This window comes from Brumicola blandensis, assembly GCF_031846165.1.
Lineage (GTDB): Bacteria > Pseudomonadota > Gammaproteobacteria > Enterobacterales > Alteromonadaceae > Glaciecola > Glaciecola blandensis.
Map to the genome: position 1 here is coordinate 489,313 of NZ_JAVRIE010000002.1, position 26,611 is coordinate 515,923.

30 protein-coding genes are annotated in these 26,611 nt (G+C 42.9%); 19 read left to right on the forward strand and 11 right to left on the reverse strand.

The annotated features are described in order from the left end of the window. The first annotated feature begins 1 nt into the window (after position 1). A complete protein-coding gene (locus RM544_RS07360; protein WP_311361116.1) occupies positions 2-553 on the forward strand; it encodes a DUF6436 domain-containing protein in 552 nt (183 codons plus the stop codon). Positions 554-613: 60 nt separating this feature from the next. On the opposite strand, the gene RM544_RS07365 is transcribed toward RM544_RS07360, so the two are convergent. Further along, positions 614-1,438, reverse strand: coding sequence for a Spy/CpxP family protein refolding chaperone (locus tag RM544_RS07365; protein ID WP_311361117.1), 825 nt, complete (start codon positions 1,436-1,438; stop codon positions 614-616). A 199-nt stretch (positions 1,439-1,637) separates the two neighbouring features. On the opposite strand from RM544_RS07365, the gene RM544_RS07370 reads away from it, so the two are divergent. From RM544_RS07370 to RM544_RS07380, 3 genes are read left to right on the forward strand one after another with little or no spacing between them, the layout of a single operon-like run. Next, positions 1,638-2,327, forward strand: coding sequence for a response regulator (locus RM544_RS07370; protein WP_311361118.1), 690 nt, complete (start codon positions 1,638-1,640; stop codon positions 2,325-2,327). Next, positions 2,324-3,751 carry an ATP-binding protein gene (locus RM544_RS07375; protein ID WP_311361119.1) on the forward strand — a complete coding sequence of 476 codons (1,428 nt, stop codon included), beginning with the start codon at positions 2,324-2,326 and terminating at the stop codon, positions 3,749-3,751. The genes RM544_RS07370 and RM544_RS07375 overlap by 4 nt, the downstream gene beginning before the upstream one ends. A 14-nt stretch (positions 3,752-3,765) precedes the next feature. Further along, positions 3,766-4,764 carry an alpha/beta fold hydrolase gene (locus RM544_RS07380; protein ID WP_311361120.1) on the forward strand — a complete coding sequence of 333 codons (999 nt, stop codon included), beginning with the start codon at positions 3,766-3,768 and terminating at the stop codon, positions 4,762-4,764. 13 nt (positions 4,765-4,777) lie between these two features. Here RM544_RS07380 and RM544_RS07385 read toward each other — a convergent pair whose 3' ends face one another. After that, positions 4,778-5,299, reverse strand: coding sequence for a hypothetical protein (locus RM544_RS07385; RefSeq protein ID WP_311361121.1), 522 nt, complete (start codon positions 5,297-5,299; stop codon positions 4,778-4,780). A 285-nt stretch (positions 5,300-5,584) separates the two neighbouring features. Between RM544_RS07385 and RM544_RS07390 the strand changes: the two genes are divergently transcribed. Then, positions 5,585-5,713, forward strand: coding sequence for a hypothetical protein (locus tag RM544_RS07390; RefSeq protein ID WP_311361122.1), 129 nt, complete (start codon positions 5,585-5,587; stop codon positions 5,711-5,713). 65 nt (positions 5,714-5,778) lie between these two features. Here the strand turns inward: RM544_RS07390 and RM544_RS07395 are convergent, their stop codons facing one another. The 5 genes from RM544_RS07395 to RM544_RS07415 all read right to left on the reverse strand — a co-directional run bounded on the left by RM544_RS07395 (position 5,779) and on the right by RM544_RS07415 (position 8,672). After that, a complete protein-coding gene (locus tag RM544_RS07395; protein ID WP_311361123.1) occupies positions 5,779-6,237 on the reverse strand; it encodes a tRNA (cytidine(34)-2'-O)-methyltransferase in 459 nt (152 codons plus the stop codon). Between the two features lie 72 nt (positions 6,238-6,309). Next, a complete protein-coding gene (gpsA, locus tag RM544_RS07400; protein ID WP_311361124.1) occupies positions 6,310-7,320 on the reverse strand; it encodes an NAD(P)H-dependent glycerol-3-phosphate dehydrogenase in 1,011 nt (336 codons plus the stop codon). An 8-nt stretch (positions 7,321-7,328) separates the two neighbouring features. Then, entirely contained in the window at positions 7,329-7,829 is a 501-nt protein-coding gene (secB, locus tag RM544_RS07405) for a protein-export chaperone SecB (protein WP_311361125.1), read from the reverse strand. A gap of 137 nt (positions 7,830-7,966) precedes the next feature. Then, positions 7,967-8,227, reverse strand: coding sequence for a glutaredoxin 3 (gene grxC / locus RM544_RS07410; protein ID WP_311361126.1), 261 nt, complete (start codon positions 8,225-8,227; stop codon positions 7,967-7,969). Positions 8,228-8,237: 10 nt separating this feature from the next. Beyond that, positions 8,238-8,672: a rhodanese-like domain-containing protein gene (locus RM544_RS07415; RefSeq protein WP_311361127.1), complete on the reverse strand. Its 435-nt coding sequence runs from the start codon at positions 8,670-8,672 to the stop codon at positions 8,238-8,240. A 278-nt stretch (positions 8,673-8,950) separates the two neighbouring features. On the opposite strand from RM544_RS07415, the gene gpmI reads away from it, so the two are divergent. Both gpmI and RM544_RS07425 read left to right on the forward strand, forming a co-directional pair. After that, positions 8,951-10,483 carry a 2,3-bisphosphoglycerate-independent phosphoglycerate mutase gene (gene gpmI / locus RM544_RS07420; RefSeq protein ID WP_311361128.1) on the forward strand — a complete coding sequence of 511 codons (1,533 nt, stop codon included), beginning with the start codon at positions 8,951-8,953 and terminating at the stop codon, positions 10,481-10,483. Between the two features lie 108 nt (positions 10,484-10,591). Beyond that, entirely contained in the window at positions 10,592-11,764 is a 1,173-nt protein-coding gene (locus tag RM544_RS07425; protein WP_311361129.1) for a murein hydrolase activator EnvC family protein, read from the forward strand. Here RM544_RS07425 and RM544_RS07430 read toward each other — a convergent pair. Next, a complete protein-coding gene (locus tag RM544_RS07430; RefSeq protein WP_311361130.1) occupies positions 11,757-12,959 on the reverse strand; it encodes an Nramp family divalent metal transporter in 1,203 nt (400 codons plus the stop codon). The genes RM544_RS07425 and RM544_RS07430 overlap by 8 nt on opposite strands. A 114-nt stretch (positions 12,960-13,073) precedes the next feature. Between RM544_RS07430 and RM544_RS07435 the strand changes: the two genes are divergently transcribed. Further along, positions 13,074-13,718 carry a UPF0149 family protein gene (locus RM544_RS07435; RefSeq protein WP_311361131.1) on the forward strand — a complete coding sequence of 215 codons (645 nt, stop codon included), beginning with the start codon at positions 13,074-13,076 and terminating at the stop codon, positions 13,716-13,718. Between the two features lie 37 nt (positions 13,719-13,755). On the opposite strand, the gene hemJ is transcribed toward RM544_RS07435, so the two are convergent. Together hemJ and RM544_RS07445 are read right to left on the reverse strand one after the other, a co-directional pair. Next, complete coding sequence (hemJ, locus tag RM544_RS07440) at positions 13,756-14,184, reverse strand: protoporphyrinogen oxidase HemJ (RefSeq protein ID WP_311361132.1); 429 nt, start codon at positions 14,182-14,184, stop codon at positions 13,756-13,758. Between the two features lie 22 nt (positions 14,185-14,206). After that, positions 14,207-15,913 (reverse strand): chloride channel protein, encoded by a 1,707-nt coding sequence (locus tag RM544_RS07445; protein WP_311361133.1) that lies wholly within the window; start codon positions 15,911-15,913, stop codon positions 14,207-14,209. A gap of 125 nt (positions 15,914-16,038) precedes the next feature. Here RM544_RS07445 and RM544_RS07450 point away from each other — a divergent pair, with 125 nt between their 5' ends. The 3 genes from RM544_RS07450 (at position 16,039) to RM544_RS07460 (ending at position 17,799) form a co-directional block, all read left to right on the forward strand. After that, the gene (locus RM544_RS07450; RefSeq protein ID WP_311361134.1) at positions 16,039-16,749 is read left to right on the forward strand and encodes a DUF6776 family protein; all 711 of its coding nucleotides are present in this window, start codon (positions 16,039-16,041) and stop codon (positions 16,747-16,749) included. Positions 16,750-16,859: 110 nt separating this feature from the next. Further along, entirely contained in the window at positions 16,860-17,204 is a 345-nt protein-coding gene (erpA, locus tag RM544_RS07455; RefSeq protein ID WP_311361135.1) for an iron-sulfur cluster insertion protein ErpA, read from the forward strand. 22 nt (positions 17,205-17,226) lie between these two features. Further along, on the forward strand, positions 17,227-17,799 hold the full coding sequence (locus tag RM544_RS07460) for a glutathione S-transferase family protein (protein ID WP_311361136.1): 573 nt from the start codon (positions 17,227-17,229) through the stop codon (positions 17,797-17,799). A gap of 27 nt (positions 17,800-17,826) precedes the next feature. Here RM544_RS07460 and RM544_RS07465 read toward each other — a convergent pair whose 3' ends face one another. Continuing rightward, positions 17,827-18,780: a hypothetical protein gene (locus RM544_RS07465; RefSeq protein WP_311361137.1), complete on the reverse strand. Its 954-nt coding sequence runs from the start codon at positions 18,778-18,780 to the stop codon at positions 17,827-17,829. Positions 18,781-19,149: 369 nt separating this feature from the next. On the opposite strand from RM544_RS07465, the gene tatA reads away from it, so the two are divergent. From tatA to hemB, 8 genes are read left to right on the forward strand one after another with little or no spacing between them, the layout of a single operon-like run. Continuing rightward, positions 19,150-19,401 carry a twin-arginine translocase TatA/TatE family subunit gene (gene tatA, locus RM544_RS07470; RefSeq protein WP_311361138.1) on the forward strand — a complete coding sequence of 84 codons (252 nt, stop codon included), beginning with the start codon at positions 19,150-19,152 and terminating at the stop codon, positions 19,399-19,401. Positions 19,402-19,404: 3 nt separating this feature from the next. Next, a complete protein-coding gene (gene tatB, locus RM544_RS07475; protein ID WP_311361139.1) occupies positions 19,405-19,725 on the forward strand; it encodes a Sec-independent protein translocase protein TatB in 321 nt (106 codons plus the stop codon). Continuing rightward, positions 19,709-20,464 (forward strand): twin-arginine translocase subunit TatC, encoded by a 756-nt coding sequence (gene tatC, locus RM544_RS07480; RefSeq protein WP_311361140.1) that lies wholly within the window; start codon positions 19,709-19,711, stop codon positions 20,462-20,464. Before tatB ends, tatC begins: the two co-directional genes overlap by 17 nt. Continuing rightward, positions 20,461-20,952 carry a hypothetical protein gene (locus RM544_RS07485; RefSeq protein ID WP_311361141.1) on the forward strand — a complete coding sequence of 164 codons (492 nt, stop codon included), beginning with the start codon at positions 20,461-20,463 and terminating at the stop codon, positions 20,950-20,952. The genes tatC and RM544_RS07485 overlap by 4 nt, the downstream gene beginning before the upstream one ends. Further along, a complete protein-coding gene (locus tag RM544_RS07490; RefSeq protein WP_311361142.1) occupies positions 20,952-21,737 on the forward strand; it encodes a TatD family hydrolase in 786 nt (261 codons plus the stop codon). Before RM544_RS07485 ends, RM544_RS07490 begins: the two co-directional genes overlap by 1 nt. 6 nt (positions 21,738-21,743) lie before the next feature. Further along, on the forward strand, positions 21,744-23,636 hold the full coding sequence (locus RM544_RS07495; protein ID WP_311361143.1) for a sensor domain-containing diguanylate cyclase: 1,893 nt from the start codon (positions 21,744-21,746) through the stop codon (positions 23,634-23,636). Beyond that, entirely contained in the window at positions 23,636-25,585 is a 1,950-nt protein-coding gene (locus RM544_RS07500; RefSeq protein WP_311361144.1) for a sensor domain-containing diguanylate cyclase, read from the forward strand. Before RM544_RS07495 ends, RM544_RS07500 begins: the two co-directional genes overlap by 1 nt. A gap of 21 nt (positions 25,586-25,606) precedes the next feature. Next, entirely contained in the window at positions 25,607-26,605 is a 999-nt protein-coding gene (gene hemB / locus RM544_RS07505) for a porphobilinogen synthase (RefSeq protein ID WP_311361145.1), read from the forward strand. Positions 26,606-26,611 lie beyond the last annotated feature (6 nt).

Genomic DNA, 26,611 nt, shown 5'->3' on the forward strand with positions numbered 1-26,611 from the left:
AATGCTTCTAGCTCGTTGGGTTTATATCGTTATCGCGCTCATTTGGTTTGCTGCGGCCTTGTTTGCAGTGAATTGGGTGGGCACAAATAAGTTCACTGAATTTGACCCAAAATTGCAGTTATCTGAAGCGATCATGTCTTTATCGTTCGAGGATGAATTTACTGAACTCTTACCATTGTCAGAAATAAACCGCGCGAACATAGGCCAAATATATCATGTTTTCCAAGGGGATTGTTTTTGCGAGCGCTTGAGCGAGTCTCACCGTAATAGCCTAAATTTATGGGCACAGAGCAATGATGTAGGCTACCAGCAACTGGACATCCGAGAACATCCGAACCTTCAACAATTTATACCTTCAACACCCGCTGTCATTGTGACGAATCAACAAGGAGATTTAGTCTACTTTGGACCATACTCGAGCGGCTTTGGTTGTTTTGAAAACTCAGGACTGGTCGATGAAAAAATCGATGCATATTTTGCACAAGAGAATCCATCTGAAAAAGCGTATATTCAAAGCGAAGCAGAAGGTTGTTATTGCACTGTTGAGCAGTAAGAAAATAGCACCGCAAGTCAATTCGGTAGACTAGCGGTGCTCAAACTATGACTCTCTGTATTATGAAGCTTCAGCATTGCGAGACTTGTCTCTGCGCTTACCACCTCTTTTCTCACCTTTTTTGTGTTTTGCTTTCTTCATCATTTTAGCAAACTTTTGTTTCTGCTCATCATTCAATAAGCTCAAAATATCGAACTGTGATTTAGCTTTAAGCAAGGCTTTTTCGAGGTGAGCTTCTTTGTTTTCAGCATGGAATGCAAGCCAGGCATCTTCGTCAAATACGGGGGCTTGTATAATGCTACGAAGCGTCTCACCCTTAGCTTTCATGTCGGCTTTGTTAGCGGCACGACGTGCTTGATTTTCTGCAAATATTTCACCAATAGCGAGTTTTTGTTGCTCTGAAAGATCAAGACGCTTAGCCATTTTATCAAGTCTTTTAGCGCCTCTATCGCCATCTGACTTAGCCATCTTTGTCGCTCGTTTGGCAAGTTTCTGGGCACGCTTTTCGGCAAGCATGGTTTTTTGTTCACTTGTCATTACGTTATAGCTTTGACTCTTTGCTTTTGCGCCAATCAGCTTTAGTGGAAGCCCACCATCCACTCTTTCTTCGATTAAGGCTCTAACCGCTGTCTCATCCCATGTTTCCATCTGCATAAGCGTACGCATTTCATCTTTGTATGCCGACATCTCTGCACGGTAAATACCGCTGTCTTGACGAGCTTCTTTCTTAATTTGGCGAAGGTCAGATTTTTGCTCAGGTGTTAAATTGAGCTCAGCCATCATACGTTTAGAAAGCTCGCCTCCCTCACGTGGACCCTTTGCAAAACTCATTGCCGAAGTGGCTAATAGAGCGGTAATAGTTGCACTGATAAGTAATTTTTTCATAATGCTTTCCTCTTTAAGGTCATTTAAAACTTGTTGGTAAATTGATTAAGTGAGTAAATGATAGCGGAGTCAATGCAAAGAAACGCCAAGTTAGTGTAAAGCTTGTGTAAAGGTTACATGCTGCTTTAGGTATTTCACTTACTATAAAGCTTGTTAGCATATATATGAGAGCGTGTTGCAGTCTTAATGGGTAACGTAAATGTATAAAATCTTATTAATTGATGATGATGCAGAACTAACGCAGGTGCTTGCGGAGTATTTGCAGCAAAATAACTTCTTAGTAGAAGTTGAAAACTCGCCTGTTGTTGCAATTGAGCGATTGAGAAACGAAAAATTCGATCTAACATTGTTAGATGTCATGATGCCTGTGATGGACGGATTTGAAGTCTTGAAGTTAGTTCGCACATTCTCAACGGTTCCTGTGATTATGCTCACAGCGAAAGGTGAAGATTATGACCGTATTCTGGGTTTGGAGCTCGGCGCGGATGATTATCTGGCGAAACCCTTTAATCATCGAGAACTGATTGCGCGAATGAAAGCCATGACTCGGCGCGTTGACGATTTAAGCGCGTTTAACCAAATACATAACTTAGATTTGCATGGCATCCGAATCGAAGAAGCCAGTCAACGAGCGATGGTATCAGAGCAAGAAGTTGATTTTACCAGTACTGAATTTCAACTGTTGGTAGTCTTAATGAAGCATGCAGGCCATATTGTGAGTAAAGATAAGTTAAGCGTCGACGTGCTAGGGCGTCGTTTGAGTGCGTTTGACCGTAGTTTAGATATGCATGTTAGTAATGTACGTAAGAAGCTAAATGCGTTTGATATTGAAGGCGTGATTAAAACAGTACGTGGTGCTGGATATATATTTAAGGCGGAAAGCGAGTGAAATTTGAAAAGCTGAATCCATTTAACTCTCTTTTTGGGCGAGTATTCCTATGGTTTTGGTTCGCCTTGTTGGTCATACTCTTAAGTGCGTTCTTCATTACTAAACAGCTTAGCAACGTGGTTGAAGTGAGTGCCGCCGAAGCGGGTCAAATTGACTCCGGCAGGTTAGTAGTGGAGAAATTAGCACGGTTATTAGATAGGGGAGGACGGTTCAGTCAGTCTCTACGCCGAGCTGGCGATCGACGCGGTAATACTCAAATTGTGGCAATTGATCGTGCAGACAAAGATGTCCGATTTAATTTTCCAACTCCGCTTGCCGGAAACATTGCCGAACTCAAAGGCTTTATTGATGCTGAGTACCCTGTGCTGATTAAATTAAACAACATGCAATTCGTAGGGCCTTATCCAATAACTCATAATGATAAAAACTACCAAATTTTCGTCGGTAGATTACTGAAAAGAGAGGAACGCTCTGGAATGTCCCGCTCTCGTGCAGCAATTGCTGGTTTATCCTTAGCTATTGTTTTGAGTACCTTGTTTTGCTTTGCCCTAGTGCTGAGTATGACTAAACCTATTAGCGCACTGCGCAAAGCAAGCAAGCGTTTAGCGGATGGCGAGCTGTCATCCCGAATAGCAGGACTAGAGAGCCGACATGACGAAATTGGTCAACTGGCGGATGATTTTAATAGTATGGCATCTCAACTTCAGTCTGTGGTCGAGAACCAAAAACAATTGATGGCCAACGTATCCCATGAGCTTAGAACGCCACTTACGCGACTACAATTGGCAACAGCGCTCTTAGAAGATCAAGAAGTTGACGAAAAAAGTCGTAGTATCGAACAGGAAAATAAGGCCAAGCAACTCCATCGCATTCAGACTGACATCGATAAAATGGATAAGCTGATTGGCCAAGTCTTGACCATTGCAAAATTGAACGCGACAGAAAGAACTATTCACTTAGCAACACATTCCTTAACTCATCTATTGAGCGGTGTTTTTAATGATGGAAAGTTCGAAGCTGAAGCGAATGGTAAAGAGCTTGTTGTGAACCAAATTCCAACACTTAGCGGCCAGTTCGATGCAAACTTGATCGTAAGTGCAATTGAAAACATCATACGTAACGGTTTACGATTCGCTGAGAAAACTGTGCACTGCGAGATCCAAGTCGTTTCAGAGAAAAATACCACCTCATCGTTGAGAATTACCATTAGTGACGATGGTCAGGGTATGAAAGCAGAGCAAATTAACCAAGTATTTGACCCCTTCTTCAGAGGTGAAAACCAAGTTTCTGAGAACAATAAGGGCGCAGGACTGGGTTTGTCGATAGCGAAAGCCGCAGTTGAAGCACATCACGGAACAATCTCTGCGAAGGAATCGCCTTTCGGTGGTTTATCAGTAATAATACAAATCCCAATAGTTGAATAAGTACTGCAATTGAAATGCCTTTGACCCAAGAATCCGAGTTGCCAGAGAAGTATTACCAGACAATAAAGCCTTGGTTCGATGAAAATTGCGAAGCCCGCTTTTGGACGCTAAAGGATGGTTGTGAAATTCACTATCGCTTTGTTCAGCACCCAGAAGCAAGAGGTATTCTAGTCATATCTTCGGGGCGTGTTGAAAGTGCTTTGAAATACAGTGAACTGATCTATGACTTGTATCATGAAGGTTACAGTATTTTTATCCATGACCATCGAGGACAAGGGCAGTCGTCGCGAGAATGTCAAAATCCACACTTTGGTTATATTGACTCATTTGAGATGTATGTTGATGATTTTGAGAGCATGATCGACGATGTTCTGCTGCCAAAGTTGAGCGGCGCAGCAGCAAGCGAAGACGCAACACCCGTCGTGGGATTACCTCTGTTTTTAGTTTGCCATTCCATGGGGAGTGCAATTGGCGCTTTGCTCCTAAAAAGGCGCCCTCAGTTTTTTGCGAAGGCAGTATTATGTTCGCCAATGTTTGGGATCACGCCACCGTTGCCACCCTGGGCCGCTCACGCCTTGGTCTACATAGGTGTAAGATATAATCGTTTAGTTCGTAAAAAAGCGTCTTATTTTTTCGGTCAAACTGATTACGCTCCTAGTGCATTTTATAAGAATCGGCTAATGAGCAGTGAAGTTCGGTATCGGATTTTCCGCGAGCTATATGCAGATATGCCAAGGCTACAGCTCGGCGGGGTGACCTTTGAGTGGCTACATGCTTCTCTTCAGGGAATGGCAGAAATAAGAGCACATGCTCATAAATTAACAACGCCTTGCAAGATATTATACTCTGGCGCAGACACAGTAGTCGCGAATAAGGACATTGAGCAGGTAGTCGCTGACATGCCTAATTGCGAGTCCGTATGCATTCCAGAGGCGATGCATGAGTTATTCTTTGAGAAAGATAAGTTTCGCAAGCCAGCACTAGAAAAGCTATTAGACTATCTGGCACGTTAGTTCAGCCACAAAACTAAAAGGCGAATGTGAACTGCATACCGTAAAACAAGGTTTTGTTAGCGGTCCAGTATTCAGCATCAATCTGCCTTGCTTTCACGTAACCTTCAACTCTCAAGTTACCCGATTGAATACCCCAGCCTAGCGCAGCGTAACCATCCAAATTATCACGATCGTTGTAATGGTTGTCGAACTCATCATCATCTTTAAATGCGCTTTCAAAAACGTCAAATCCTCCCTCTATATAAAGAAAAACATCATCGTAATAACCTAATCGTACCCCAAGATCTAAGCCCAGATAGTCTTGGTAATAACCCGAGTTATCTAGCACAGTTGCGGCGTTTAACGATGTGATAATTTCAGATTTTATATTGCTGTAATGGTCGCTCAGGATACCTGAGAAGCCGAGCGCAGAAATAGTATCAGTATCGTTGATTTCTTTTTTCACGAACATAGTGACTCTGTCCTTTGCGCTGCTTTGTGAAGAAAGAGCCATCATGGAGATGCAAAGTAAGGCAGTAGTGAGTTTGATTTTCATTGGCTGATTAATCTAAAAATGAATTTGATGGAGCGTAGCATAAGCTTGCTTCACTGAACTCAATCTGAATAGCGTCGAGCAAAGCTGACAAACTTGACTTAGGTTTTGCCAAATATGGCGAAAAGGGATTCAATTCATCGTATTAAAAATAAAATAACATTTTAAAACATAGGGATAGAGTTAAATCTTATTTTGGCATAAGCATTGCAAAATGTGGTTGTAGAGACGAAAAGATGCAGTAATTGTGACTTAAATACATGATTGCTACGAATATGGAGAAAACTGATGAACGCAACAGCAGATACAAATGATACTTTTAATTGGTGGTACTTGTTTGCAAACGTGGGCGCCTTAGTTGGGCTCGCCTTGTTACCTTACTTGGTATACATCGGCGTACTTATCTTTCAACAATAAGCACTATCTTTCAATAATAGGCCAACTGTTTGTTTGTTTTTGAATAAACCGGCACTGCTGTTAATTTACATCGCAAAGCCGGTTTGTCGCCATGCTTCATAACTGACGATTGCGATTGAATTAGACAAGTTCAAGCTTCTAGCATCGGCTAGCATTGGGATGCGTATACGTTGGTCAGGGCTAAAACCATTGCGGATTTCGTCTGGAAGCCCAGAAGTTTCTGAACCGAATAGCAATACATCGCCTGCTTGATAGCTTGGTTCGTCATGAGGGCGTGAGCCTTTTGTCGTTAACGCAAATATTCGTCTCTCGCCCATTGCCTCTAAGAATACAGAGTAATTTTTATGGATCGTGACATTAGCAAGGTCGCGATAATCTAAGGATGCTCTGCGCAACTGTTTTTCCTCCATGCTAAAACCCAAAGGCTCAATTAAATGCAAATGACAGCCGTTGTTTGAACAAAGGCGAATGGCGTTGCCAGTATTTGGGGCTATTTGAGGTTCGTACAATGCAATATGAAACATAATTTCGTTTTCTCAGAAGGCTTATCTATTGATTAATGATTTGATTCGGCACTATGTGGCCTTGCGACTCGACTATTCTTGAGTTTGTTCACGACTCAATAGCGCAACAGCAGCGTCTTTTGCTGATTTACCTTGATAGAGTACTTGATATATTTGCTCACAGATGGGCATTTCAATATCGTGTTGGGCAGACAGTAAGCGAACTTCGTCGGTATTCCGATAACCTTCTACAACCTGGCCGATGCTTTCAATGGCATCTTCTACAGTCAAACCCTGTCCTAAAGCAAGGCCAAAGCGACGGTTTCGGCTTTGATTGTCAGTACAGGTTAGGACTAAATCGCCTAAGCCAGCCATGCCCATGAACGTTTCCTGTTTCGCCCCAATGGCTAAACCCAGACGTGTCATCTCGGCAAGACCTCGGGTAATTAGCGCTGTTCTGGCATTTGCTCCAAATCCCAGTCCATCTGCAAGGCCAGCACCAATAGCAATCACATTTTTAACAGCCCCGCCGAGTTGCACACCAATAAGATCATCGTTCTTGTAAACACGAAATCCCTTTGAGCAATGCAGTTTTTGGGAAAATGACTCACCAAGCTCAGCATCTGCACTAGAAAGTGTTATTGCGGTGGGTAAACCTGCCACCATCTCTTTGGCGAATGTGGGCCCAGAAACAACGGCTAACGGAATTTTATCTCCTAGCACTTCTCGGGCGACATCTTGAAGAATTCGTCCAGTGCCGGGCTCTAGGCCTTTGGTTGCCCATATCACTCGATGGTGATCATTTAAAAAGGGTTGGATAGTCTCTAACGTTTCTCTAAATGCATGGCTAGGTACGACGACCAAAATATCGAACGCGCTGCTAACCGCTTCGTATAGATCCGCTGTTAAGTCTAAGTCAGCTGGGAATACCGCTGAGGGCAGGTATTTTTCGTTGCTGCGGGATTGCTGCATTTGTGCGATATGTTTCTCACTTCGCCCCCACAGAAGGGTAGGTACAGCGTTGCGCGCTAACACAAAAGCCAGCGCAGTACCGTAGGAGCCAGCCCCAAGTACTGCAACAGATGCTTCACGTGATGCGCGCATGATGTGTTTTATGAATCGAGTTGTTGAGGGGCCGCTTGGCCGTCTTGCTCAGCACGCTTTTGCATATATGCAGCAAAAATTGCGTCGAAGTTAACTGGTGCTAAGTTAAGCGGTGGGAATGTGCCACGATTAACTAAGTTTGATACAGCTTCACGCGCGTACGGGAACAACATGTTAGGGCAGAAAGAACCCAGTGTGTGAGCTTTGTTCTGGTCTGGCATTTCGCCGATAGCAAAAATACCTGCTTGTTGTACTTCACACAAGAAAGCGGTTTCTTCGCCAATAGTTGCTGTAACAGTGACCGATAAAATCACTTCATACAAGTTGGCTTCTAGTTCGTTGGTGCGAGTGTCGATGTCTAATTTAACTTCAGGCTTCCATTCTTTCTGGAAAATCGATGGGCTGTTTGGCGTTTCAAAAGAGATATCTCTTGTGTAAATGCGTTGAACGTTAAATTGCGGTACTTGTTGCTCTGCTGCGCCAGCAGGTGTTGTATTTTCTTCAGCCATGAATGGTTCCTATCGATACTCTAATGAATGTTTTTGTAATACTTACAAATTGAATTAACAAGAAAAAGGTTGCGGATACTGCAACCTTTTTCATTTGTTGTGCATTGTACTAAGTGTGCGGCACAATTCTAGATAAATTATGCGCCTTTTAACAAGCTATCTAGTTTGCCAGCAGATTCCAATGCAAATAAATCGTCGCACCCGCCTACGTGGGTGTCACCTATAAATATTTGTGGGACCGTTGTTCGTCCGTTTGCACGTTCGATCATTTCTGGACGACGCTCTGGGTCTTTATCTATCTCTACGTCGCTAAACTCAACGCCTTTCTGGCTTAATAAAGCTTTAGCTCGCTTACAATATGGGCAATAGCCTTTTGTATATAGTTCTACTTTTTGCATGAATACTCTCTTATTTTGAGACGGGTAGGCTGGCCGCTTGCCATGCACCCATTCCGCCTTTTAATACGGTGACTTTTTCAAAGCCTGCTTTCAGCATTTGTGCTGCTGTCTTTTTCGCTGACACGCCCATTGCGCATACTACTATAATGGGCTTGTCCTTAGACTTTTCAAGCTTTGCGAAATTTCCTTCTTTGAGTTCTTCAGCTTTCAGTTGGCGAGACCCTAAGATATGGCCTGCTTTGAATTCATTAGCTGCTCTTATATCCAATACGACAGCGTCTTCTTTGTTCATCAATAACGTCGCTTCGTGAGTAGAAAGTAGCTTAATCGGAGATAAAGCACCGCCCACATATGAATAAATAATAAGCACGATAAGCGCTAGCCAAGCTGCTGATAATAACTTTATTAACGTAGAGCTGGTCGCAAATTCAATTAACTGGTCCATAAAACTGTTGTCATCCTAATGCTATTTCAAACTCGCAAAGTATATAGAAAAAAACCGTATAAACCAGCATTTCTGGGGTCTGTTACACGATTCTTTTGCATATGAATCATCTAAGTGCAGCTATAGGAACGGTTTTTAGCAAACAAAATTCTATGATATGAAAAAAGAATCCCGGCTTTGTCGCGAAAAATAACGATAAATTGTTTATTGGGTAAGCATTTACTGGTATTTTTCTAGTAAGTCGTATTCATTCATTTCGTGTTACTAAAAGGGTCATCATGCAAGAAGGTAAAAAACCGTTAGCGCTTATCATACTCGATGGTTGGGGTTACAGAGAAGAAACCACAAACAATGCCATCGCATTGGCAAATACGCCGGTACTAGACGATCTTTTCGCCACCAAGCCCAGCACACTGATCTCTGGGTCAGGCCTTGATGTTGGCTTACCAGATGGTCAAATGGGTAATTCTGAAGTAGGACATGTGAATCTTGGTGCAGGCCGAGTGGTGTATCAAGATTTTACCAAAATAACCAAAGCTATATCGGATGGTAGTTTCGCTGAGAACGAAGTGATCGTTGAAGCTATTAACGCTGCCGTTTCTGCAGATAAAGCGGTACACATCATGGGCTTGCTCTCTCCTGGTGGTGTGCATTCCCACGAGGAACATTTATTTGCGGCAATTAAGCTCGCGGCTGAAAAGGGAGCAAAACGTATTTATTTGCACGGTTTTACCGATGGACGCGATACCGCCCCACGAAGTGCGAAACCTTCCATTGAAGCAGCGCAATCATTATTTGAAGAAATCGGTGTTGGCCAAGTCGCTAGTTTAGTGGGGCGCTATTACGCCATGGATCGAGATAGTCGTTGGGATCGCGTACAACAAGCCTACGACGTGATTGTTTCTGCCAAAGCAGACAAGCACTATGAAAGTGGCGTTGAAGCACTCGAAGCTGCCTACGCTCGTGATGAAAATGACGAGTTTGTGAAAGCGTCCAAAATAGGCGACTACCCCGGTGTTGAAGATGGTGATGCGATATTATTCATGAACTTTAGAGCAGACCGTGCTCGTGCCATGTCGCATGCTATGGTTGATAAAGATTTTAGTGGTTTCGAACGCAGCAAGGTACCGCAAACGTCATTTATGATGTTAACTGAATACGAATCCAATTTAGATGTGCCTTGTGCTTACCCACCTGAAACATTAGTCAATGTGATGGGGGAGTGGCTAGCAAAGAATCAAAAAACACAGCTTCGGATTTCTGAAACCGAGAAGTTTGCCCACGTGACGTTTTTCTATTCTGGTGGTAAGGAAGACGAATATGAAGGTGAACAACGCATTCTCATTCCGTCACCTGATGTTGCTACCTATGATTTACAACCAGAAATGAACTCTGAAAAACTCACGGATGAATTAGTTGCTGCAATTAAATCGGGTAAGTTCGACGCCATTATCTGTAACTACCCTAACGGAGATATGGTGGGGCACACAGGAAAGCTGGAAGCGGCTATAAAAGCGTGTGAAGCCGTAGATCATTGTATTGGAAGAGTTGTGGAGGCCTTGAAAGAAGTGGGTGGCGAATGTTTAATCACCGCCGACCATGGTAATGCCGAGCAAATGGTGAACCCTGATACAGGTGTATCGCATACAGCACATACCAGTGAGCCCGTTCCTTTCATTTACTTCGGTCGCGATGCACAAGCTAGAAGTGGCGGAACACTTAGTGATGTTGCACCAACTATGTTACATTTAATGGGCATGGAGCAGCCGCCAGAGATGACCGGCGAAACTATTATGAAACTGAGTTCATAAGTGGTTTAGAACACTTGTGTTGGGTGCTCAGTTTCGGCTGAGCACTAGCAGACAAACTTTGTTGTCTGTAAACTTTTCAACAACAGTTTGTTATGGATTGACCAAAATATGAGATTAACTGCACAAATCGCGTTTCCGCGCAGGCTTTCAAGCTTGCTTGTGTGCTTTTTCTCACTGTTTTTGGCGTTCAACGGCCATTCGCGACAAAGCGACTTAGAGTCTATCCAGCAACAAATTAAGCAAACCCAAGCGCAACTAGAAAAAAAGCTAGAGTCATCTGAGCGTCTGCAACAAGAGTTAAAACTAGCAGAGCTAGAAATAGCGCAAACCGCAACTCAACTCAATCAAACTGATCAAACCCTTACCAAGACCCGCGCCGATAAAATAAAAACGGAAAGCGAAAAAAAGCAGGTGGAAAGTGTAATAAAAGTTCAGCAAAAACAACTTGCGGGGCAATTGAAATCAGCATTCATGGCGGGTGATTACGATTTTGCCAAAATGTTTTTCAATCAAGATGATGCCGGTCGATTCGAGCGGGTAATTACCTATTACCAATATTTAAACAGTGCAAGGCAACAGGAAATTGGTAAGTTCAAGGCCCTCGTGGTAGAGCTTGAAGCGCTCGATAAGCAGCTTGTTGAGCAAGAACAAATGCTAGAAGGATTATTGGTCACTCAACGTTCGCAAAGCTCTCAACTGCGTGAACAACAATCAGCTAGACATAAAAAGCTACAGGCACTTGATCGCCAAATAAAATCGGATACTGCTCGCGTAGCTCAACTGCAGCAGGAAGAACGCTCATTGATGAATGCAATTGAGCAAGCCGAAATTGACGCTTTGAAGCGTCGAGAGGAACAAACACAAACTCAAGAACAAAGCATTACGCTTAGTGGCCTCGCTAATTTTAAAGGTAAGTTATTGAAACCGGCTGCTGGGAAAGTAATGAAGTTGTTCGGTAAGCGGCGACAAGGACAAGTCCGCTGGAAAGGCATTGTCATTAACAGTGCAGAAGGCTCGCCGGTAAGAGCGGTGCAAGACGGCAAAGTCTTATATGCCGACTGGTTAAAAGGTTTTGGCTTAGTCACGATTGTCGATCATGGCTATGGATACATGACTGTATATGGCCGTAACCAAGCACTATTAAAACAAGCCGGGGACACGGTACTCGAAGGTGAATCGATTGGTCTTGTCGGTAGCAGCGGGGGCCAATCAACGCCAGGTTTGTATTTTGAAATCCGTTTAAAAGGTAAAGCCCTTAATCCAAGCTCTTGGCTTAAATAAGCGCGGCGAGTTTGGTCCCACCTAGTATCATAATCAACAATAAAATACCGCCTGCAAGTACATTGCTTAAGATGCTATTGGTATAGTTATGCATGACCTTTTTATTGTTCATCACATACAACAAAAAACCAACCGACACAGGGAGTAACAAAGCGTTGGAGGCTTGAGCCACAACGATGATTGCCAAGGGTTTTAAGCCTAAGCTTGCAACTACAACGCCTATCAATAAAATAATAATACAAATGCTTTTGTAAGCATTGCCGGCGAGGGATTGTTGCCATCCGAATAAACCACAAATAGCATAAGCTGCAGCTAAAGGAGCAGTAATCGCGCTAGTTAAACCTGCTGAGAATAAGCCAATAGCAAAGAACAAGTTTGCATAATCGCCTAATACAGGCTGCAATTGCGATGCAATATTATTTCCAGATAAGGTAATGGAAGTGATGTAAAAGGCGCTCACCGCACTCGACATGATTGCAAAAGTCACTAAACCACCAACGCCGATGGAGGTAAACAACTGTTTTCGATGAGAGGGAAGGTGCGTGGAAAGGGTCTCATCGCTTATAGCATCATCACTTTTTTGTTTGGCACTTAAGCCTGCATGTAAGAATAAGTTGTATGGCACGATTGTGGTACCAATAATGGCAAGCATGAGTGTGACATTTGAAAAGCCTAAGTGTTGTAAACCCTCCTTCAAAGCAGCAAAATCTATTCCCGCAATGAACATAATCGCGATAAAAACAACACTCATTAATGCGACTAAAGCGATGAGTAACTTCTCTACCAGAGCATAGCGATTGCTTATCAATGTGATTAATGCGAGCGAGCCCAGTATTAAGGACCAAAGTGTCAGACTGCCAGGCATGACATTGGATAAACCCAATGCAGCGCCGGTTAAGTTTCCACCCTCATAAGCCGCATTGCCAACACCGATAGCACATACAACCAAAACAATGCTAAACCAGCGCAAAGCCGGATTATCCATCGTTTGCACTATGGCTTCGGACAAACCCTGACCGGTTACTAAGCCTAAACGTGAAGCCATTTCTTGCAAAACGCAGGTAGCGAAAATAGAAAATAATAATGCCCATACAAGGCCGTAACCCATGTTTGCACCCGCTATCGATGCGGTAGTCACTGTCCCCGGGCCGATAAAAGCAGCAGCGATAATTAAGCCTGTCATGCCTGATTTCATGTCATTTCCCTTACAACGATTGTTTTATTTTCTTGTTATTGTTGTGTTTTATGCAAGTTTAACTCTATCATCTACTGCATTGATTTTATTAGCAAGCCCAAGCCATTTCTTGATATGAATTTACTCAGTATTTATGAAAAACCGGAAAACGCAGCATTGTTGCACTCTCGTTACTACGTTGAAGGTGTGTTGTTTGGCGCTGGTGTTGCCCCCGAAATCCCAATGCCAGATGCTTGGTTAACATGGACGATAAAGCATCATGGTCAAATGCAAGATGCGCAGCAGGCGGATGAGATCACGGATGCGTTATTTGCTTACTTTAAGTATTGTTTGGCAATGATGACGAACAACGAAGTGACAATGCCAAGTTATGCGGTTTTCGAAGAAGATGCTGAATATTCACAGCAAATTGATAATGATTCACCGCTGAGTCAATGGTTGAGTGGTTTGCTCACTGCTCATTCAAATACTGAAAAGGTGTGGCAGAATGCTTGGTCAATCATGCATAAGAAAAGTCCTGAGAATGCCCCAGCTTTAGCAAAAAAACTGAAGCATAGTTTGGGGATGTTCACTACTTTTGCGGATATCGCACTTGCTATCGAACAAGCAAAAAAGCGTGGACAAGAAGACTTCGAAAGTAAGTTGCCAAGCATCGCAAAGGCGCTGCCAAACGCCTTGAATACTTATGTCGAGGTTTCTGGGGAATTAGCGGCATTTCTACCTAACCAATTTGAGACTTTTGTACAGAAAGAGCCATAACTTGCGCTCATCATCCCCTAAAACCGCCTAAAACCGCCTAAAATGGCTTGAGGATCGCTAATATCACGATTGCTAGAAGCGCAAGAACGGGGACTTCATTCAGGAAGCGGTAGAAGCGAGGGCTATGCGTATTTTTGTCAGCGGCGAATACCTTCACTAGTCGATACAAGTACATGTGATAAGCATAGAAAAGTGCAACGATAGCTAGTTTTGCATGCAACCAAGCCGATACTTTCAACCAAGCGCTACCGTACAAATACATAATAATGACACCAAGAATCAGGGTTAGCAGCGCGAAAGGAGTGACAAAAAACCATAAGCGACGCTCCATGATTTTAAACTGATCTTTCGTTTCCTGATTCGTACTTTCGGCATGATAAACAAACAAACGTGGCAAGTAAAAGATACCCGCCATCCACGCGATCATAAAAAATACATGAAAAGCTTTCAGCCACAAGATTGTCATACTATTGCCCTTTCTAAACGATTTAGTGTTGTTGACGTAACAAGTACGTATGTAGCATGTTCCAAGTGATCACCCCGATGACCTTCGGTTTACCATGCTCATACACGTGGGCATCATAATCCAGCTCTTGATAAATATAAACTGCGCCTTGCCGTTGTTTATGCAAAGTTTCATACACTTCGGCCATGGTTGATTGATCACTCAAACCCTCCATTTCATGAATAGTTAATGGCAAGGTATCCTCTTGTAAACTGACATCGAGTGAGACGATAAAATACTGTCGATCGAGCTCAAAGACCTTTTCCTGTAAAACAATATCATGCGGGTGGGTCTGCAAGTATTGATATAAGGCCTTCTTGGGTGCATCCACAAAGTGTTTCATTTCTGTTTGCATAATCGCCATAACGCCAGTTTCCTGCAATACGTCACGGATAGAAGATGTGGTGTAAGGTAACTGTTGAAAGTCGAGTTGTTGTATGAAGATAGACCGGTTATTGCAGAGCTGTTTACTTGTGACATAAGCAACGACAATAACAATAATCGCAGGCAAGATAACTTGCGAGCTTGCTGAAAGTTCCATGACGGCCGACAATGCAGCCATTGGTGCGTGGAGCACTGCGGCGAGCATACCAGCTAGACCAAGCAAAGCGAAAGTGGGCGTAACAGTAGATTCAGTACCTAATAGCAGCAGCGGTTGCAGTAAAATAACACCAGCGAGCATGCCAATTATCATAACGGCGCCAATGATCCCGCCTGGCACACCTAGGCCAATTGCTGTTGTTGCCAAAATAAACTTCAGTACAAACAAACTGAGTAGAAAAGTGAGACTAGGTTCCGATAAAAAGAGTTTTTCGATGGCAATAAATTCAGCCCCCAAGGCTTGCGGCATGAAGTAAGCAACAGCACCGGTAATTGTCGCAGCGAGAAGCAGCCGCATGACCATATTCACTCTACGAAAGGTCGTCATTACTAGCATCAATTGCTTGTTAAACAGCGCGGCCAACAAGCCGGAACAAAACCCGAAAAACACTAAATAGAGGAGTAAGATCGGTTCTAGGTTTTGAAAGCTCAAAAAGGTGAGTTCATTTTCATTACCAAAAACGAGACGAGTTAAAATGGAACCGCACGCGGCTGACAGCATCACTGGCACAAATATATGAACACGATACTGACGAAGTACGACTTCCATGACGAAAATAACGGCCGCGAAAGGTGTGTTGAATGCCGCAGCGATTCCTGCTGCAATCCCACAACCAGTCAAAATACGTAAACTATTGAAAGGTAATCTAAAGTATTGACCGAGAAAGTGACTACCGGCTGCAGCAAGGTGTACTGTCGGTCCTTCTTTCCCGACGACAAATCCACCGGCTAGTGAGAAAACCCCGCCGAAAAACTGGTTAATCGTAGTTCTGATTGGCATATGACCATAGCGGGTTTTGATACGATGTATAACGAATGGAATACCCATTCTGTAATGCTTAAAACCAGTTAGTTTGGCTATCACAAGTACACATAAAATTGCGGCCGCTGGCAGGAACGCTAAGTAAAGTGGATCAATGTTGTCATATTCGGCAACACCGCCAAGCAGTAAAAGTTGGATGTATTCAAAACTCAGCCGAAAAACAATGATGAGACTCGCAGCGCATACCCCTGCAACGATGCCTAAAAGACAAAGCTGGATTGACGTCCTTGGATATGAGAGTTCTCGTCTCAATGCTTGCAGAAACATGTGATTTGAGGGTTTATACTAGTTGTAAATACGACTATCATAACGGTTAACGCCGTGTCTTGCTATCTTCCCTTAAGTTAAGACCTTGATAATTATCTAAATGACCTTTTGTTTTGGAGAAAAATTTGAATTTTAAAGATCTAAAGCAAGAGCTTGGTTTTATCCGGTTTTATGGCTCAATTCTGATCGTGATCGCGCTGGCATTGTATGCTGGCTATGAATACGCTGATAAGCGCAATAACTTGCTGACGGAAGAAATCAAGGTGCTAGAAAGTAGCTTGGATAATTTGCGCTTAGAAAATCAAGATTTAAGTTCGCAGCTTAATGTGAAAAAAGTAGAGTTAGAAGTAGCAAGTATTGCAAATGAGCAGGCTCAGTTGAATAGAAAAGAGAGCTTGTTGCGCGAGAAAGAACTGAAAGAACAGATCAGTTTTTATCAAAAAGTCATGGCGCCAGAGTTAACGCAAGATGGTTTTGTTGTAGAGAGTGTCGAGGTGTTACCCACACTTAGTGATAGAAACTATGCAATCAATATCATGATGCTACAGCGTGAAAATATTAAGTCAGTCATTAAAGGCACCTTAAAAATTCAACTGCGAGGCAGTTTAAACGGCCTACCCCAGACATATGATTTAGTCACATTATTGGACGATAAAGAGAGCAAACTCAACTATTCGTTTCGTTACTTTCAGGTACTTGAGGCGAGAGTGACCCTACCCGATGGTTTTCAGGCGGAAAGCCTTGAAATTAAAACCGATGTCTATAAATACAAAAAGCGTCGAGGCTCGTATTCTACTGAGGTAGTCTGGGCAGATGCGCTAAGCGTTGAAGAATAGACGAATCGCCCAATTGAATACTTGATTAAATTACTCAGGTATTAGATAATTTGCGCTAGAAAAGTGGCGTCGCAAACAAGCGATAGCCGCAAAAGATTTAGAGGAATATTATGTCAGTTGAAACGGCATTGCCGATTGAGTTTTCAGAAGCAGCAGCAAAAAAAGTGCTCACCTTGATACAGGAAGAGGAAAACCCTGAATTGAAACTGCGCGTATATGTAACGGGGGGCGGTTGTTCTGGCTTTCAGTATGGTTTTACCTTCGATGAAAAGGTAAATGACGGCGATATGACGATTGAAAAAGAAAGCGTCACCTTAGTGATCGACCCAATGAGTCTGCAGTATTTAGTGGGCGGCATAGTTGATTACACCGAAGGCTTAGAAGGTTCCCGTTTTTTCGTGAATAACCCGAACGCGACCACTACCTGTGGATGCGGCGCAAGCTTTAGTATTTAATTACACAATTTTAGGTACGATTATGAAACTTATCGGTTCAACGACATCTCCTTACGTACGTCGTTTGCTTATGTGGATGAAGGATTTCCAATATGATTTTGAAAAAGTCGATATCTTCAATAGTGCAGATCGTGCCAAATTAGTTGAAAAAAATCCAAGCTTAAAAATCCCAATGCTGGAGGATGGTGACACGATCGTCCTCGATTCAGGGGTTATCTTTCGCTATCTAAGCCAAAAAGCAAGCCTACCTTCTTTATCATGGGAGCAAGAAAACTTACTTACCCTTATTGATTCAGCAAATGACTCTTTGGTTCAGATATTTTTACTCTCGCGTTCAGACATCGACACGAGTGCTGATAAGCTCTATTTCAGACTTCAGCGCGAACGCTTCGACGTGATATTTGGGGAATTGAACAAAGCGGCAGAGCAGGGCAAGTTTGATGAGTGGAACTATGCCTCTCTGAGTTTATTCTGTTTATTAGATTGGGTTGAGTTTCGTGCTCGTTACGACTTCTCTAAATTACCCGCTTTGGTCGCATTCCATGCAGAGCATGCGACTCGAGAAGAAGCAAAAGCAAGCGACCCTCGTTTATAGAAAAGGTGCTCTGCGCCTGAACTACCTTTAATAATCTGGAAAGTGAACTTCGGCTCGCAGTGCAATGCCATAGGAGGTTCGAAAGTCTTCCTCTCTAAGCCACAAGATAAAGGGTTCAAGTTCAACAAATAGCCAAGGTCTTAGTACATTCCTTTTGTATCTTAAGCTGACTAGCATTTGCTCTTTGCGATAGCTTGGTTTATTCAGACCGTCGATCATGGCGGTGAAAAGGTAGCTTGTTTTACCGTCCCTAAGATACAGATACTTGAATTGATGACGCCAAAATAAATCTTCAGATTTGTCGCGGTAGCGGAAAGTGTTTTCAAATTCGATTGCGTGTTTGTTATCGATATTTCGACTCAATGCACCTTCAAATTCAACACCAAATTGGTCATCTGAATAGTAGTTAACTTCTGCGAAATAGGAGAACTTACTATTTATATTTACCGAAAATTCATCTTTATACCGTGCTCTAGTATATACCTGAGAACCGCGACCGAGACCAAGCCGGTAACTCACTTTTGAATCAGGTTTATCTTTAAATTGTAAGGCTAAGGTGGCTCTGTCATTGCTTCCTAGTTGTTCACTTCTGGCCGCTTTTACTGCTTGTTGGTTAACATCATCTTCATCATCAGAGAGTAAGAGTTCAACTCTGTCTTCAAGGGCTGGCAGTTTGACACGAATTTTAAAGCGGAAATCAAGCTGCGATAAGTCACCACTTCTGGGCTCAATACCAAATCGTAGCTTACCAGATGCTCTTGTGGGAGCTTGCGTGGTAGTGTTTTCATGTACGAACCACGAATTCACTTCCACTACGGAACTTTCGATACCGTAGTTAAAATGACAATACCAATCATCAAACCAAATCTGTCCTCCACAGTAGTTGGGGTTCGAGTCTGATGGGTTGGCCTTCTCTTGCGCGACAAGGTGAAGCGAGAGGATTATCGAAAGCAAGAAGATAGTGACGCGAATGTAAGTCATGTAGGGCTCTTATTTGTAGAGCAACTTGCGTCTGCCATAGAGATTTCCTAAACTGCCCGTTTTAGTCCAGCCAAGCTGTCATTTTACATCGAAACAAACTTGCCGATCACAACTTAGGTACATTCCTTTGTACATACGTTTACAAGTGCTTTCAGTCCTTTTTTGAATCACTTCTGTATTGAACAAGAGCGCTTCTATTATCCTAAGTTTTGCCTAGGTATAAAAACTAGTTCGTGAAAGCCAGTGATCTTTATCAAAACCAACGTATAATGCAATAATCAAACTTGTTTTGTTATTGATACAACTGGCTTTTTTAAAGCTCCTTTACGGTAGCAAAAAAAACAAATATTTAACAATGGAGATTTACAAATGGGTTTTAATATCTGGAATGTACTCATCGTACTATTGATAGTTATCCTATTGTTCGGAACAAAGAAACTACGTAATGTTGGCGGCGATTTAGGATCTGCGTTGAAGGGCTTTAAAAAAGCATTGAGCGATGATGAGGCCGCTGAAAAAGACAAAAAAGAGGGTGATGCTGACTTTGAAACCGTAGAAGATAAATCTGATTCAGATAAGCGCGTAGAGCCTTCAGAAACAAAAAGCACAACAAAAGAGTAGGCCATGTTCGACATCAGCTTTTGGGAATTGTGCATTATCGGCGTGGTAGCCTTGGTGATATTAGGGCCAGAGCGCTTACCTGGCGCGATACGCTCTACGGTGAAAACAATACGCAGCATGAAAAGCATGGCTTCTGGTTTCAAAACGGAAGTCGAGGAGCAGTTGCGTGTTCATGAACTACATGAGAATTTGAAAAAAGCTGAAAAGATGGGCATTGATAATGTCAGCCCTGAAGTGAAACAAAGCGTTGAAGAGTTAAAGCAAGCAGCCTTATCGGTGCAAGAACCTTACAAGAAAAAGAAAACAGATGACCCAGCCGAGTAGTCTCATTTCGCATCTCATTGAGTTGAGAAGCCGAGTTTTAAAAGCCTTAATGTCGGTACTAGTGATATTCATGGGCTTGGCCTATTGGGCGCAAGACCTCTATACAATTCTAGCTGCACCCTTAGTCGCTACGATTCCTGATGGTGCATCAATGATTGCGACGAGTGTTGCTTCACCGTTTTTTGCCCCTTTCAAGTTAACTATGGTGTTGTCGTTCTTTATCGCCATCCCCTACATCCTTTATCAAATATGGGGTTTTGTTGCGCCGGGCCTATATCGCAATGAGAAAAAGCTGGTTGCGCCTTTGTTGTTTTCAAGCACCTTACTATTCTACAGTGGAATGGCCTTTGCCTATTTTGTCGTCTTTCCGCTCGCGTTCGCATTTTTTAATGCAGTAGCACCAGAAGATGTGCTTATTTCTCCAGACATATCTGAATATTTAAGTTTTGTATTAAAGATTTTCTTCGCCTTTGGTGTGGCTTTTGAAATCCCTGTCGCCATCATATTGATGTGTTGGACCGGTATGACGACACCTGACAATCTCAGAAAGAAAAGAGCCCATGTGATTGTGGCAGCATTTGTTGTTGGCATGTTACTAACGCCTCCAGATGTCATTTCACAAGTACTCTTAGCCATTCCGATGTGGTTTTTGTTTGAAGTAGGCGTGGTTGTCGGAAGTTGGTATACTCGCCACAAAGCACCGGATGCAGAAGACGAAATGGAAGACAAACAATCATGAAAAACCCCTACCTCCTTTTAGCCATACTTAGTCTCACTTCTGGTTTCACAACCTTCGCTTACGCTGATGACAGTCAGGCTGCTTATGTCAATGCCATGGCAGCTTCTCAATGCACCAAAATATCGGACGATAAAAAACGACTATCTTGTTTTGATAAGGCCTTCGCAAAAGCCGACAAAAACAATGGCGAACATGTGCCCTCACCCCTCGAAAAGTCGGCAGTGGATGAGTTTGGAGCAAGGCATTTAAAAGAACAAAATGAAGACAAAGTCGATGAAATACGTCTAATAGTTGAGAAAGTTGAGCTTAACGCACGAAAACGGCAGATCTTTTATTTTACTAATGGGCAGGTTTGGGAAAATAAAAAATCAACCAAACTCAGAATTAAAGCTGGGGATACTGCGGTTGTTACTGAGGGTTCTTTTAGTGCCTACTACCTGGCTAAAGAAAACTTCAGAGGTCGGGTTAGAGTTAAGAGAATAAAGTAATGGAATGGTTCGATATCGGTGTCAATTTACTAGACAAACGATTTGAACCAATCGAAGTGCTGCAACGCGCTGCAGACAAAGCAGTGAATAAAGTCTGCGTTATCAGTAGTGATCTTAAAGAGTCTAGCAAAGCACAAAGCTTTGTTGAAAATACGGTTAGCCCTTGTTCAGTGTATTACACGGCAGGCGTTCATCCCCACCAAGCCGACCATGCCAGCGAGCAAGATTTACTCAAACTCAAACAATTCTGCGCCGATAAATCTATGGTGGCGATTGGCGAGTGCGGATTGGATTTTAATCGTAACTTTTCGACCCCAGAAAACCAATTAGCCGTTTTTGAAGCGCAATTGAAAATTGCTGCTGAAAACCATCAAACTGTTTATTTGCATGAACGTGATGCGTTTGAACCTCAAATCGCCTTGTTGAAACGTTACTTGCCTGATATACCCAGTGCTATTGTGCACTGCTTTACAGGTACGCGAGCACAACTCGACGCCTATCTTGAGTTGGGTTGTTATATCGGCATAACAGGCTGGGTTTGCGATGATAAACGTGGCGCAGACTTGCAGGACGCTGTTAAAGCAATTCCGCTACAGCGCTTATTATTGGAGACTGATGCACCGTATTTATTTCCAAAAAATGTCCGTCCAAGAATGAAAAATAATGAGCCATGTTGCCTTCCTCATGTTGGTGAAAAAGTGGCAGAGTTGACCCAGAAATCGCTTGAAACTATTGCAAGACAGAGCTATCAAAACGCCTTAAGCGCTTTTCGAATAAAGTGCTAATCGATTATGACAAACAGTGGAAAGGCGATAACAAATTCAGCTCAGTCATCAAACGTAATATGGCTTGCGGCGCTGATCGTGGTGTTCACGGGTTTGATGCTATATATGGTTGTCAGCCTTGGAAAAGATATTGATAGTCACTCAATCGATAGCACTATTTATCACTTCGAGGATCAGAGCCGTACCTTACAACTTCATGATATCGCTAGTCTAGATGCCGACGAATGGACTGATATTACCGAGCTGAACTTTGGTTTAACCAATGCACATCAATGGATGAAGGTAGATTTACCGCGTGCATCGCATGGCAGCTATTTGGAAATAGACTATGCCATGCTTGATTCTATTATCATTTGGGTGAACGCTATTGAAGACGATCACCTTACTTTGATTGAGAAATACAATCTTGGTGATACGCTTCCATTTTTACAACGCCCCGTTATTCATGACAGATTCTTGGTGCCGATTCCAAAGCTGGACGAGAATTTGCAACTGATGTTAAGAGTACGTTCCAATGGACCTGTAAAGTCACCATTAAAAATTTGGACTGCACAAGAATATGTGGCGTATACCTCTTCGCACCGACTGTTCATGGGCCTATTTTTTGGATATATGTTTGCAATGGGCCTGATCAATCTGTTTGTTTTTGTGACTACTCGCAATCAGGTGTACCTTGCTTATGCTGGCTATGTATTTGCTTTCGCTTTGTTAATAGCATCCGTTCACGGTTTAGGCTTCCGCTTTCTCTGGCCAAATAGCCCTTGGTTACAAGAACGATCTACGATCATATTCGCTTATATGACGATGAGTTTTATACTGGTGTTTTCCTCTAAAATTCTCAATTTGAAAGAAAACGGCGGGACATACGCGCGGATTTTTCAATTTCTTACTGTATTTTACATAGGAGCTACGATAGCTTCGTTTGTTGTACCCTATAGCTTTATGATTAAGTTATTACTCTTACTTTTCTTATTTGCGATCCCGATTATTTTGTTAGTGAGTATGAGTTTAGCGTTTCGTGGAAGTGTTATTGCGCGCTATTTCAGCGCGGCATGGGGAGTATTACTACTTTCAGGCATCCTTGCTAGCGCGGATAATTTTCACTGGGTGGTATTGCCTATCGATTCAAGCTACTTACTTATGATTGGGGCAACCACTGAAACCTTATTGCTAGCATTGGCCTTAGCGATGAATTATAGCGCACAGCGTGTGGACGCAAGAAGGGCGCACATGGAAGCTGCAGAAAATGAAAAGCGCACAATGGAGGTACAAGACGAAGCGTATCGTTTGGAACAGAGAGCAAAAGAAGAACTTGAAAAAGAGGTACAAGCTCGAACACAAGAGTTTGAAGATGCCTTAGAGCAGTTATCGACAATCAATACTGAACTTAAAGGCTTGAGTGAGACAGACGCCTTGACGGGCCTAACTAATCGTTACTTCTTTGAGCAAACACTGAAATCTGAAACAGCACGGAGTAGAAGAGAGCGACAAGTGATATCTTTGGCTGTGCTAGATATAGACCACTTTAAACAGGTCAATGATACATATGGGCACCAAGTTGGAGACGATTGTTTAGTCGCTTTTGCGCAAGTCCTGCAAGAACAATTGAAACGCCCGGGTGATCTTGTCGCTCGTATTGGCGGCGAAGAATTTGTAGTGTTATTGCCCAATACTAACTTAGACGGCGCTAAAGACTTTTTAGAGCAATGTCGTGTAGCGGTCGAAAACCTAAAAGTCAGTAGCCAAGGACATACTGTTAATTTCACTGTAAGTATTGGCTTGTGTTCGAAAGTCATTGGTTCACAAGACGATAGTAATAAAATATTGGCTTATGCAGACAAACTGCTCTATCAAGCAAAAGAGAGTGGTCGAAACTGTATTAAGGCGGGCAATTTCTGATGATCGATCAACAGCCAGGCAACCAAGACGAAGATGAACAGCTAGAAAAGGCGACAGTTGATCATGATAATGACGATCGTCAAACGTCTAAATATGGTGGTGCCTGGGTTGCTGGCTTGATAGCCCTTTTGGGTGTGGGTATTTTTTGGTTTGTGCTGTCGACTTCTGGACAGGGCGAACAAGCGCTTTTGAATTCGCAGAGCCAAGTGCATGTGGTCACGAATGACAATGATAATATTGCTTCGATTATCGATTTACCAAGTCAGTCTTGGACAAACATCGATTCCTCAAACTTCTCTCTTTCGAGCAAACCGCATTGGTTTAAAGTCGCCTTGCCAGAAACGGCTAACGACCAGCACTTAATAGAGATTTCATTTGCCAACCTAGATTATGTCGATTTGTATTTCTTGCCCGACACTTGCACCAAAGAAGAGTGTGCTGCCGCTGTATATCGTTCCGGAGATAAGCTCTCATTTGCAGAACGTGAAGTGCTACACGATCAGCTCGTTTTTCCAATACCAAAATCGAAGACGCCACTGCGCTTATTCATACGAGTCCAAACCCAAGGTTCATTGAAGGTACCGATTAAACTATGGAGCAATGAAGAATATATACAATATATTGGCTCACATCGGGTATTTATCGGTGTGTTTTATGGTTTCATGGTTGCGATAACACTGATTAACTTATTTTTGTTCATCACGTCTCGTAATCCTATTACCTTGTTATACACTGGTTATATTGTGAGTCTTTCCTTGATGCTAGCTACCAGCCAAGGATTGAGTTATCGCTTTATTTGGCCAAATGCTGAAGGATGGCAACAGCAAGCAATTTTATTCTTCTCTGCGACCATGATTTTCTTTAGCACGTCTTTTACAGCCAAAGTCTTGCGCTTGAAGCACGAACATCCCAATATTCATCGCTTTTTCAATGCCGTGCGCATCGTAATCGTTATCTATCTGGTATTCACCTTTTTACTGCCATATTCCTTGATAGCTGAAACCATCACACTCTTAATTTTGATGGCGATGTGTTTAGTTCTTTTTTCTAATATCTATGTGGCTATTAAAGGCAACCCCGTTGCATTGTATTTGAGTGCGGCTTGGTGCTCTCTCATATTTAGTGCATTGCTTGGTATAGCAGACTCACTCAATTGGATAAGCCTCAACTTGGATCCTAGCTATTTGCTGATGTCGAGCGCGGTTATTGAAACCTTGTTTATGGCTTTGGGTTTGGCAATGCTATTTAGTCAACAGAGAAAAGAAGCTAGGGCTGCACATCGAGTTGCTCAACAGCAAAAACAAAAAGCGATAGAGGCCAAAAAGGGCTTACTCCGTTTGCAGTTAGAAAGTAAAGAGAAGCTGGAATATGCGATTGATGAAAGAACCTATGAGTTAGAAATTGCTATTCGCGAGCTTAATGAGGCAAACCATGAACTTGAGCGCAAGAACTCTATCGACTCGCTAACCAACGTCGCGAATCGTCGTATGTATGACAAACGAATCGCGGCAGAGGCGCGACGAAGTCGCCGAGAAAAAACACCACTGGCGATTGTCATGCTCGACCTTGATCATTTCAAATTGGTCAATGACACCTTTGGTCACCAATGTGGTGACGAGGCCTTGGTGCATTTTGCTGAGATCTTGAAGCGCTGTGTGAAGCGTCCTAGTGATTTAATCTGCCGTTACGGTGGTGAAGAATTTGTGCTGATTTTACCGAATACTGATATTAAAGGTGCTAGCGTTTTAGCCGAAAATATTCGCTCGACAACCGAAAACTCACCGTTACAATGTGAGCAGAAGCAAATAAAGCTGACAGTAAGCGCTGGCGTAACTTGTAGAGTCATTGCATCAGATGAAGAATATGAGCTCTTGCATGCCTTTGCCGATAAGCTCTTGTATCAAGCTAAAGAATCAGGGCGTAATCAAATTGTCGCCCAAGATTATTAATCCTAACCAATAGGGAACTTCATGTCACAATTTCCACTTTCTCGCCCACGTCGATTACGTTATACCTCATCTATTCGGAAGCTGGTAAGCGAAAGCCGCTTATCAGTTGATGATTTGATCTATCCAATGTTTGTGCTTGAGGGGGAAGGCCAGGTTGAGCCTGTGGAGTCCATGCCAGACGTTTATCGCTATAGTATTGATAAGCTAGTGCAAGAAGTGGCAGAACTAGTCAAGCTGGGCTTGCATGTATTCGCCCTCTTCCCTGTGACACCCGCAGAGAAAAAAACAGAATGTGCGAGCGAAGCTTTTAATCCCTTTGGCCTAGCGCAACGCGCTGTCAAAGCCTTAAAAGCAGAATTTGACGATATTACCCTGATTACTGATGTTGCTCTCGACCCCTTCACGATTCACGGACAAGATGGCTTGCTAGACGAGAACGCTTATGTGATGAATGACGAAACGACTGATGTATTGGTAAAGCAAGCTTTATCACATGCAGAGGCGGGTGCTGATATTGTCGCACCTTCAGATATGATGGATGGTCGTATATGGGCAATTCGCGAGGCATTGGAGCTACAAGGCTTTAAAAATACCGCAATCATGGCTTACTCGGCAAAATATGCATCTAGCTATTATGGGCCGTTTAGAGACGCTGTTGGCAGTGCTGGTAATATCAAAGGTGGAAACAAAAAGAATTACCAAATGGACCCTGCAAATTCTGATGAAGCCTTAAGAGAAATTGAATTAGATATCAATGAAGGTGCTGATATGGTGATGGTTAAACCGGGTATGCCGTATTTAGATATCGTTTTGCGCTGCAAGGAAGAGTTTGGTGTACCAACATTTGCATATCAAGTTAGCGGTGAATACGCTATGCACCAAGCCGCTTTTGCAAATGGCTGGTTAAAAAAGGACGACGTTATTATGGAGTCCTTGCTCGCATTTAAACGAGCTGGCGCAGATGGTATTTTGACCTACTTTGCAAAAGAAGCTGCGAAGCTATTAAAACAACAAGGCTAAGCTCGT

Coding starts and splice junctions, on each gene's coding strand:
- RM544_RS07360 (WP_311361116.1), top strand. CDS start 2: ATGCTTCTAGCTCGTTGGGTTTATATCGTTATCGCGCTCATTTGGTTT.
- RM544_RS07365 (WP_311361117.1), bottom strand. CDS start 1,438: ATGAAAAAATTACTTATCAGTGCAACTATTACCGCTCTATTAGCCACT.
- RM544_RS07370 (WP_311361118.1), top strand. CDS start 1,638: ATGTATAAAATCTTATTAATTGATGATGATGCAGAACTAACGCAGGTG.
- RM544_RS07380 (WP_311361120.1), top strand. CDS start 3,766: ATGCCTTTGACCCAAGAATCCGAGTTGCCAGAGAAGTATTACCAGACA.
- RM544_RS07385 (WP_311361121.1), bottom strand. CDS start 5,299: ATGAAAATCAAACTCACTACTGCCTTACTTTGCATCTCCATGATGGCT.
- RM544_RS07390 (WP_311361122.1), top strand. CDS start 5,585: ATGAACGCAACAGCAGATACAAATGATACTTTTAATTGGTGGTACTTG.
- RM544_RS07395 (WP_311361123.1), bottom strand. CDS start 6,237: ATGTTTCATATTGCATTGTACGAACCTCAAATAGCCCCAAATACTGGC.
- gpsA (WP_311361124.1), bottom strand. CDS start 7,320: ATGCGCGCATCACGTGAAGCATCTGTTGCAGTACTTGGGGCTGGCTCC.
- secB (WP_311361125.1), bottom strand. CDS start 7,829: ATGGCTGAAGAAAATACAACACCTGCTGGCGCAGCAGAGCAACAAGTA.
- grxC (WP_311361126.1), bottom strand. CDS start 8,227: ATGCAAAAAGTAGAACTATATACAAAAGGCTATTGCCCATATTGTAAG.
- RM544_RS07415 (WP_311361127.1), bottom strand. CDS start 8,672: ATGGACCAGTTAATTGAATTTGCGACCAGCTCTACGTTAATAAAGTTA.
- gpmI (WP_311361128.1), top strand. CDS start 8,951: ATGCAAGAAGGTAAAAAACCGTTAGCGCTTATCATACTCGATGGTTGG.
- RM544_RS07425 (WP_311361129.1), top strand. CDS start 10,592: ATGAGATTAACTGCACAAATCGCGTTTCCGCGCAGGCTTTCAAGCTTG.
- RM544_RS07430 (WP_311361130.1), bottom strand. CDS start 12,959: ATGAAATCAGGCATGACAGGCTTAATTATCGCTGCTGCTTTTATCGGC.
- RM544_RS07435 (WP_311361131.1), top strand. CDS start 13,074: ATGAATTTACTCAGTATTTATGAAAAACCGGAAAACGCAGCATTGTTG.
- hemJ (WP_311361132.1), bottom strand. CDS start 14,184: ATGACAATCTTGTGGCTGAAAGCTTTTCATGTATTTTTTATGATCGCG.
- RM544_RS07445 (WP_311361133.1), bottom strand. CDS start 15,913: ATGTTTCTGCAAGCATTGAGACGAGAACTCTCATATCCAAGGACGTCA.
- erpA (WP_311361135.1), top strand. CDS start 16,860: ATGTCAGTTGAAACGGCATTGCCGATTGAGTTTTCAGAAGCAGCAGCA.
- RM544_RS07460 (WP_311361136.1), top strand. CDS start 17,227: ATGAAACTTATCGGTTCAACGACATCTCCTTACGTACGTCGTTTGCTT.
- RM544_RS07465 (WP_311361137.1), bottom strand. CDS start 18,780: ATGACTTACATTCGCGTCACTATCTTCTTGCTTTCGATAATCCTCTCG.
- tatA (WP_311361138.1), top strand. CDS start 19,150: ATGGGTTTTAATATCTGGAATGTACTCATCGTACTATTGATAGTTATC.
- tatB (WP_311361139.1), top strand. CDS start 19,405: ATGTTCGACATCAGCTTTTGGGAATTGTGCATTATCGGCGTGGTAGCC.
- tatC (WP_311361140.1), top strand. CDS start 19,709: ATGACCCAGCCGAGTAGTCTCATTTCGCATCTCATTGAGTTGAGAAGC.
- RM544_RS07485 (WP_311361141.1), top strand. CDS start 20,461: ATGAAAAACCCCTACCTCCTTTTAGCCATACTTAGTCTCACTTCTGGT.
- RM544_RS07490 (WP_311361142.1), top strand. CDS start 20,952: ATGGAATGGTTCGATATCGGTGTCAATTTACTAGACAAACGATTTGAA.
- RM544_RS07495 (WP_311361143.1), top strand. CDS start 21,744: ATGACAAACAGTGGAAAGGCGATAACAAATTCAGCTCAGTCATCAAAC.
- RM544_RS07500 (WP_311361144.1), top strand. CDS start 23,636: ATGATCGATCAACAGCCAGGCAACCAAGACGAAGATGAACAGCTAGAA.
- hemB (WP_311361145.1), top strand. CDS start 25,607: ATGTCACAATTTCCACTTTCTCGCCCACGTCGATTACGTTATACCTCA.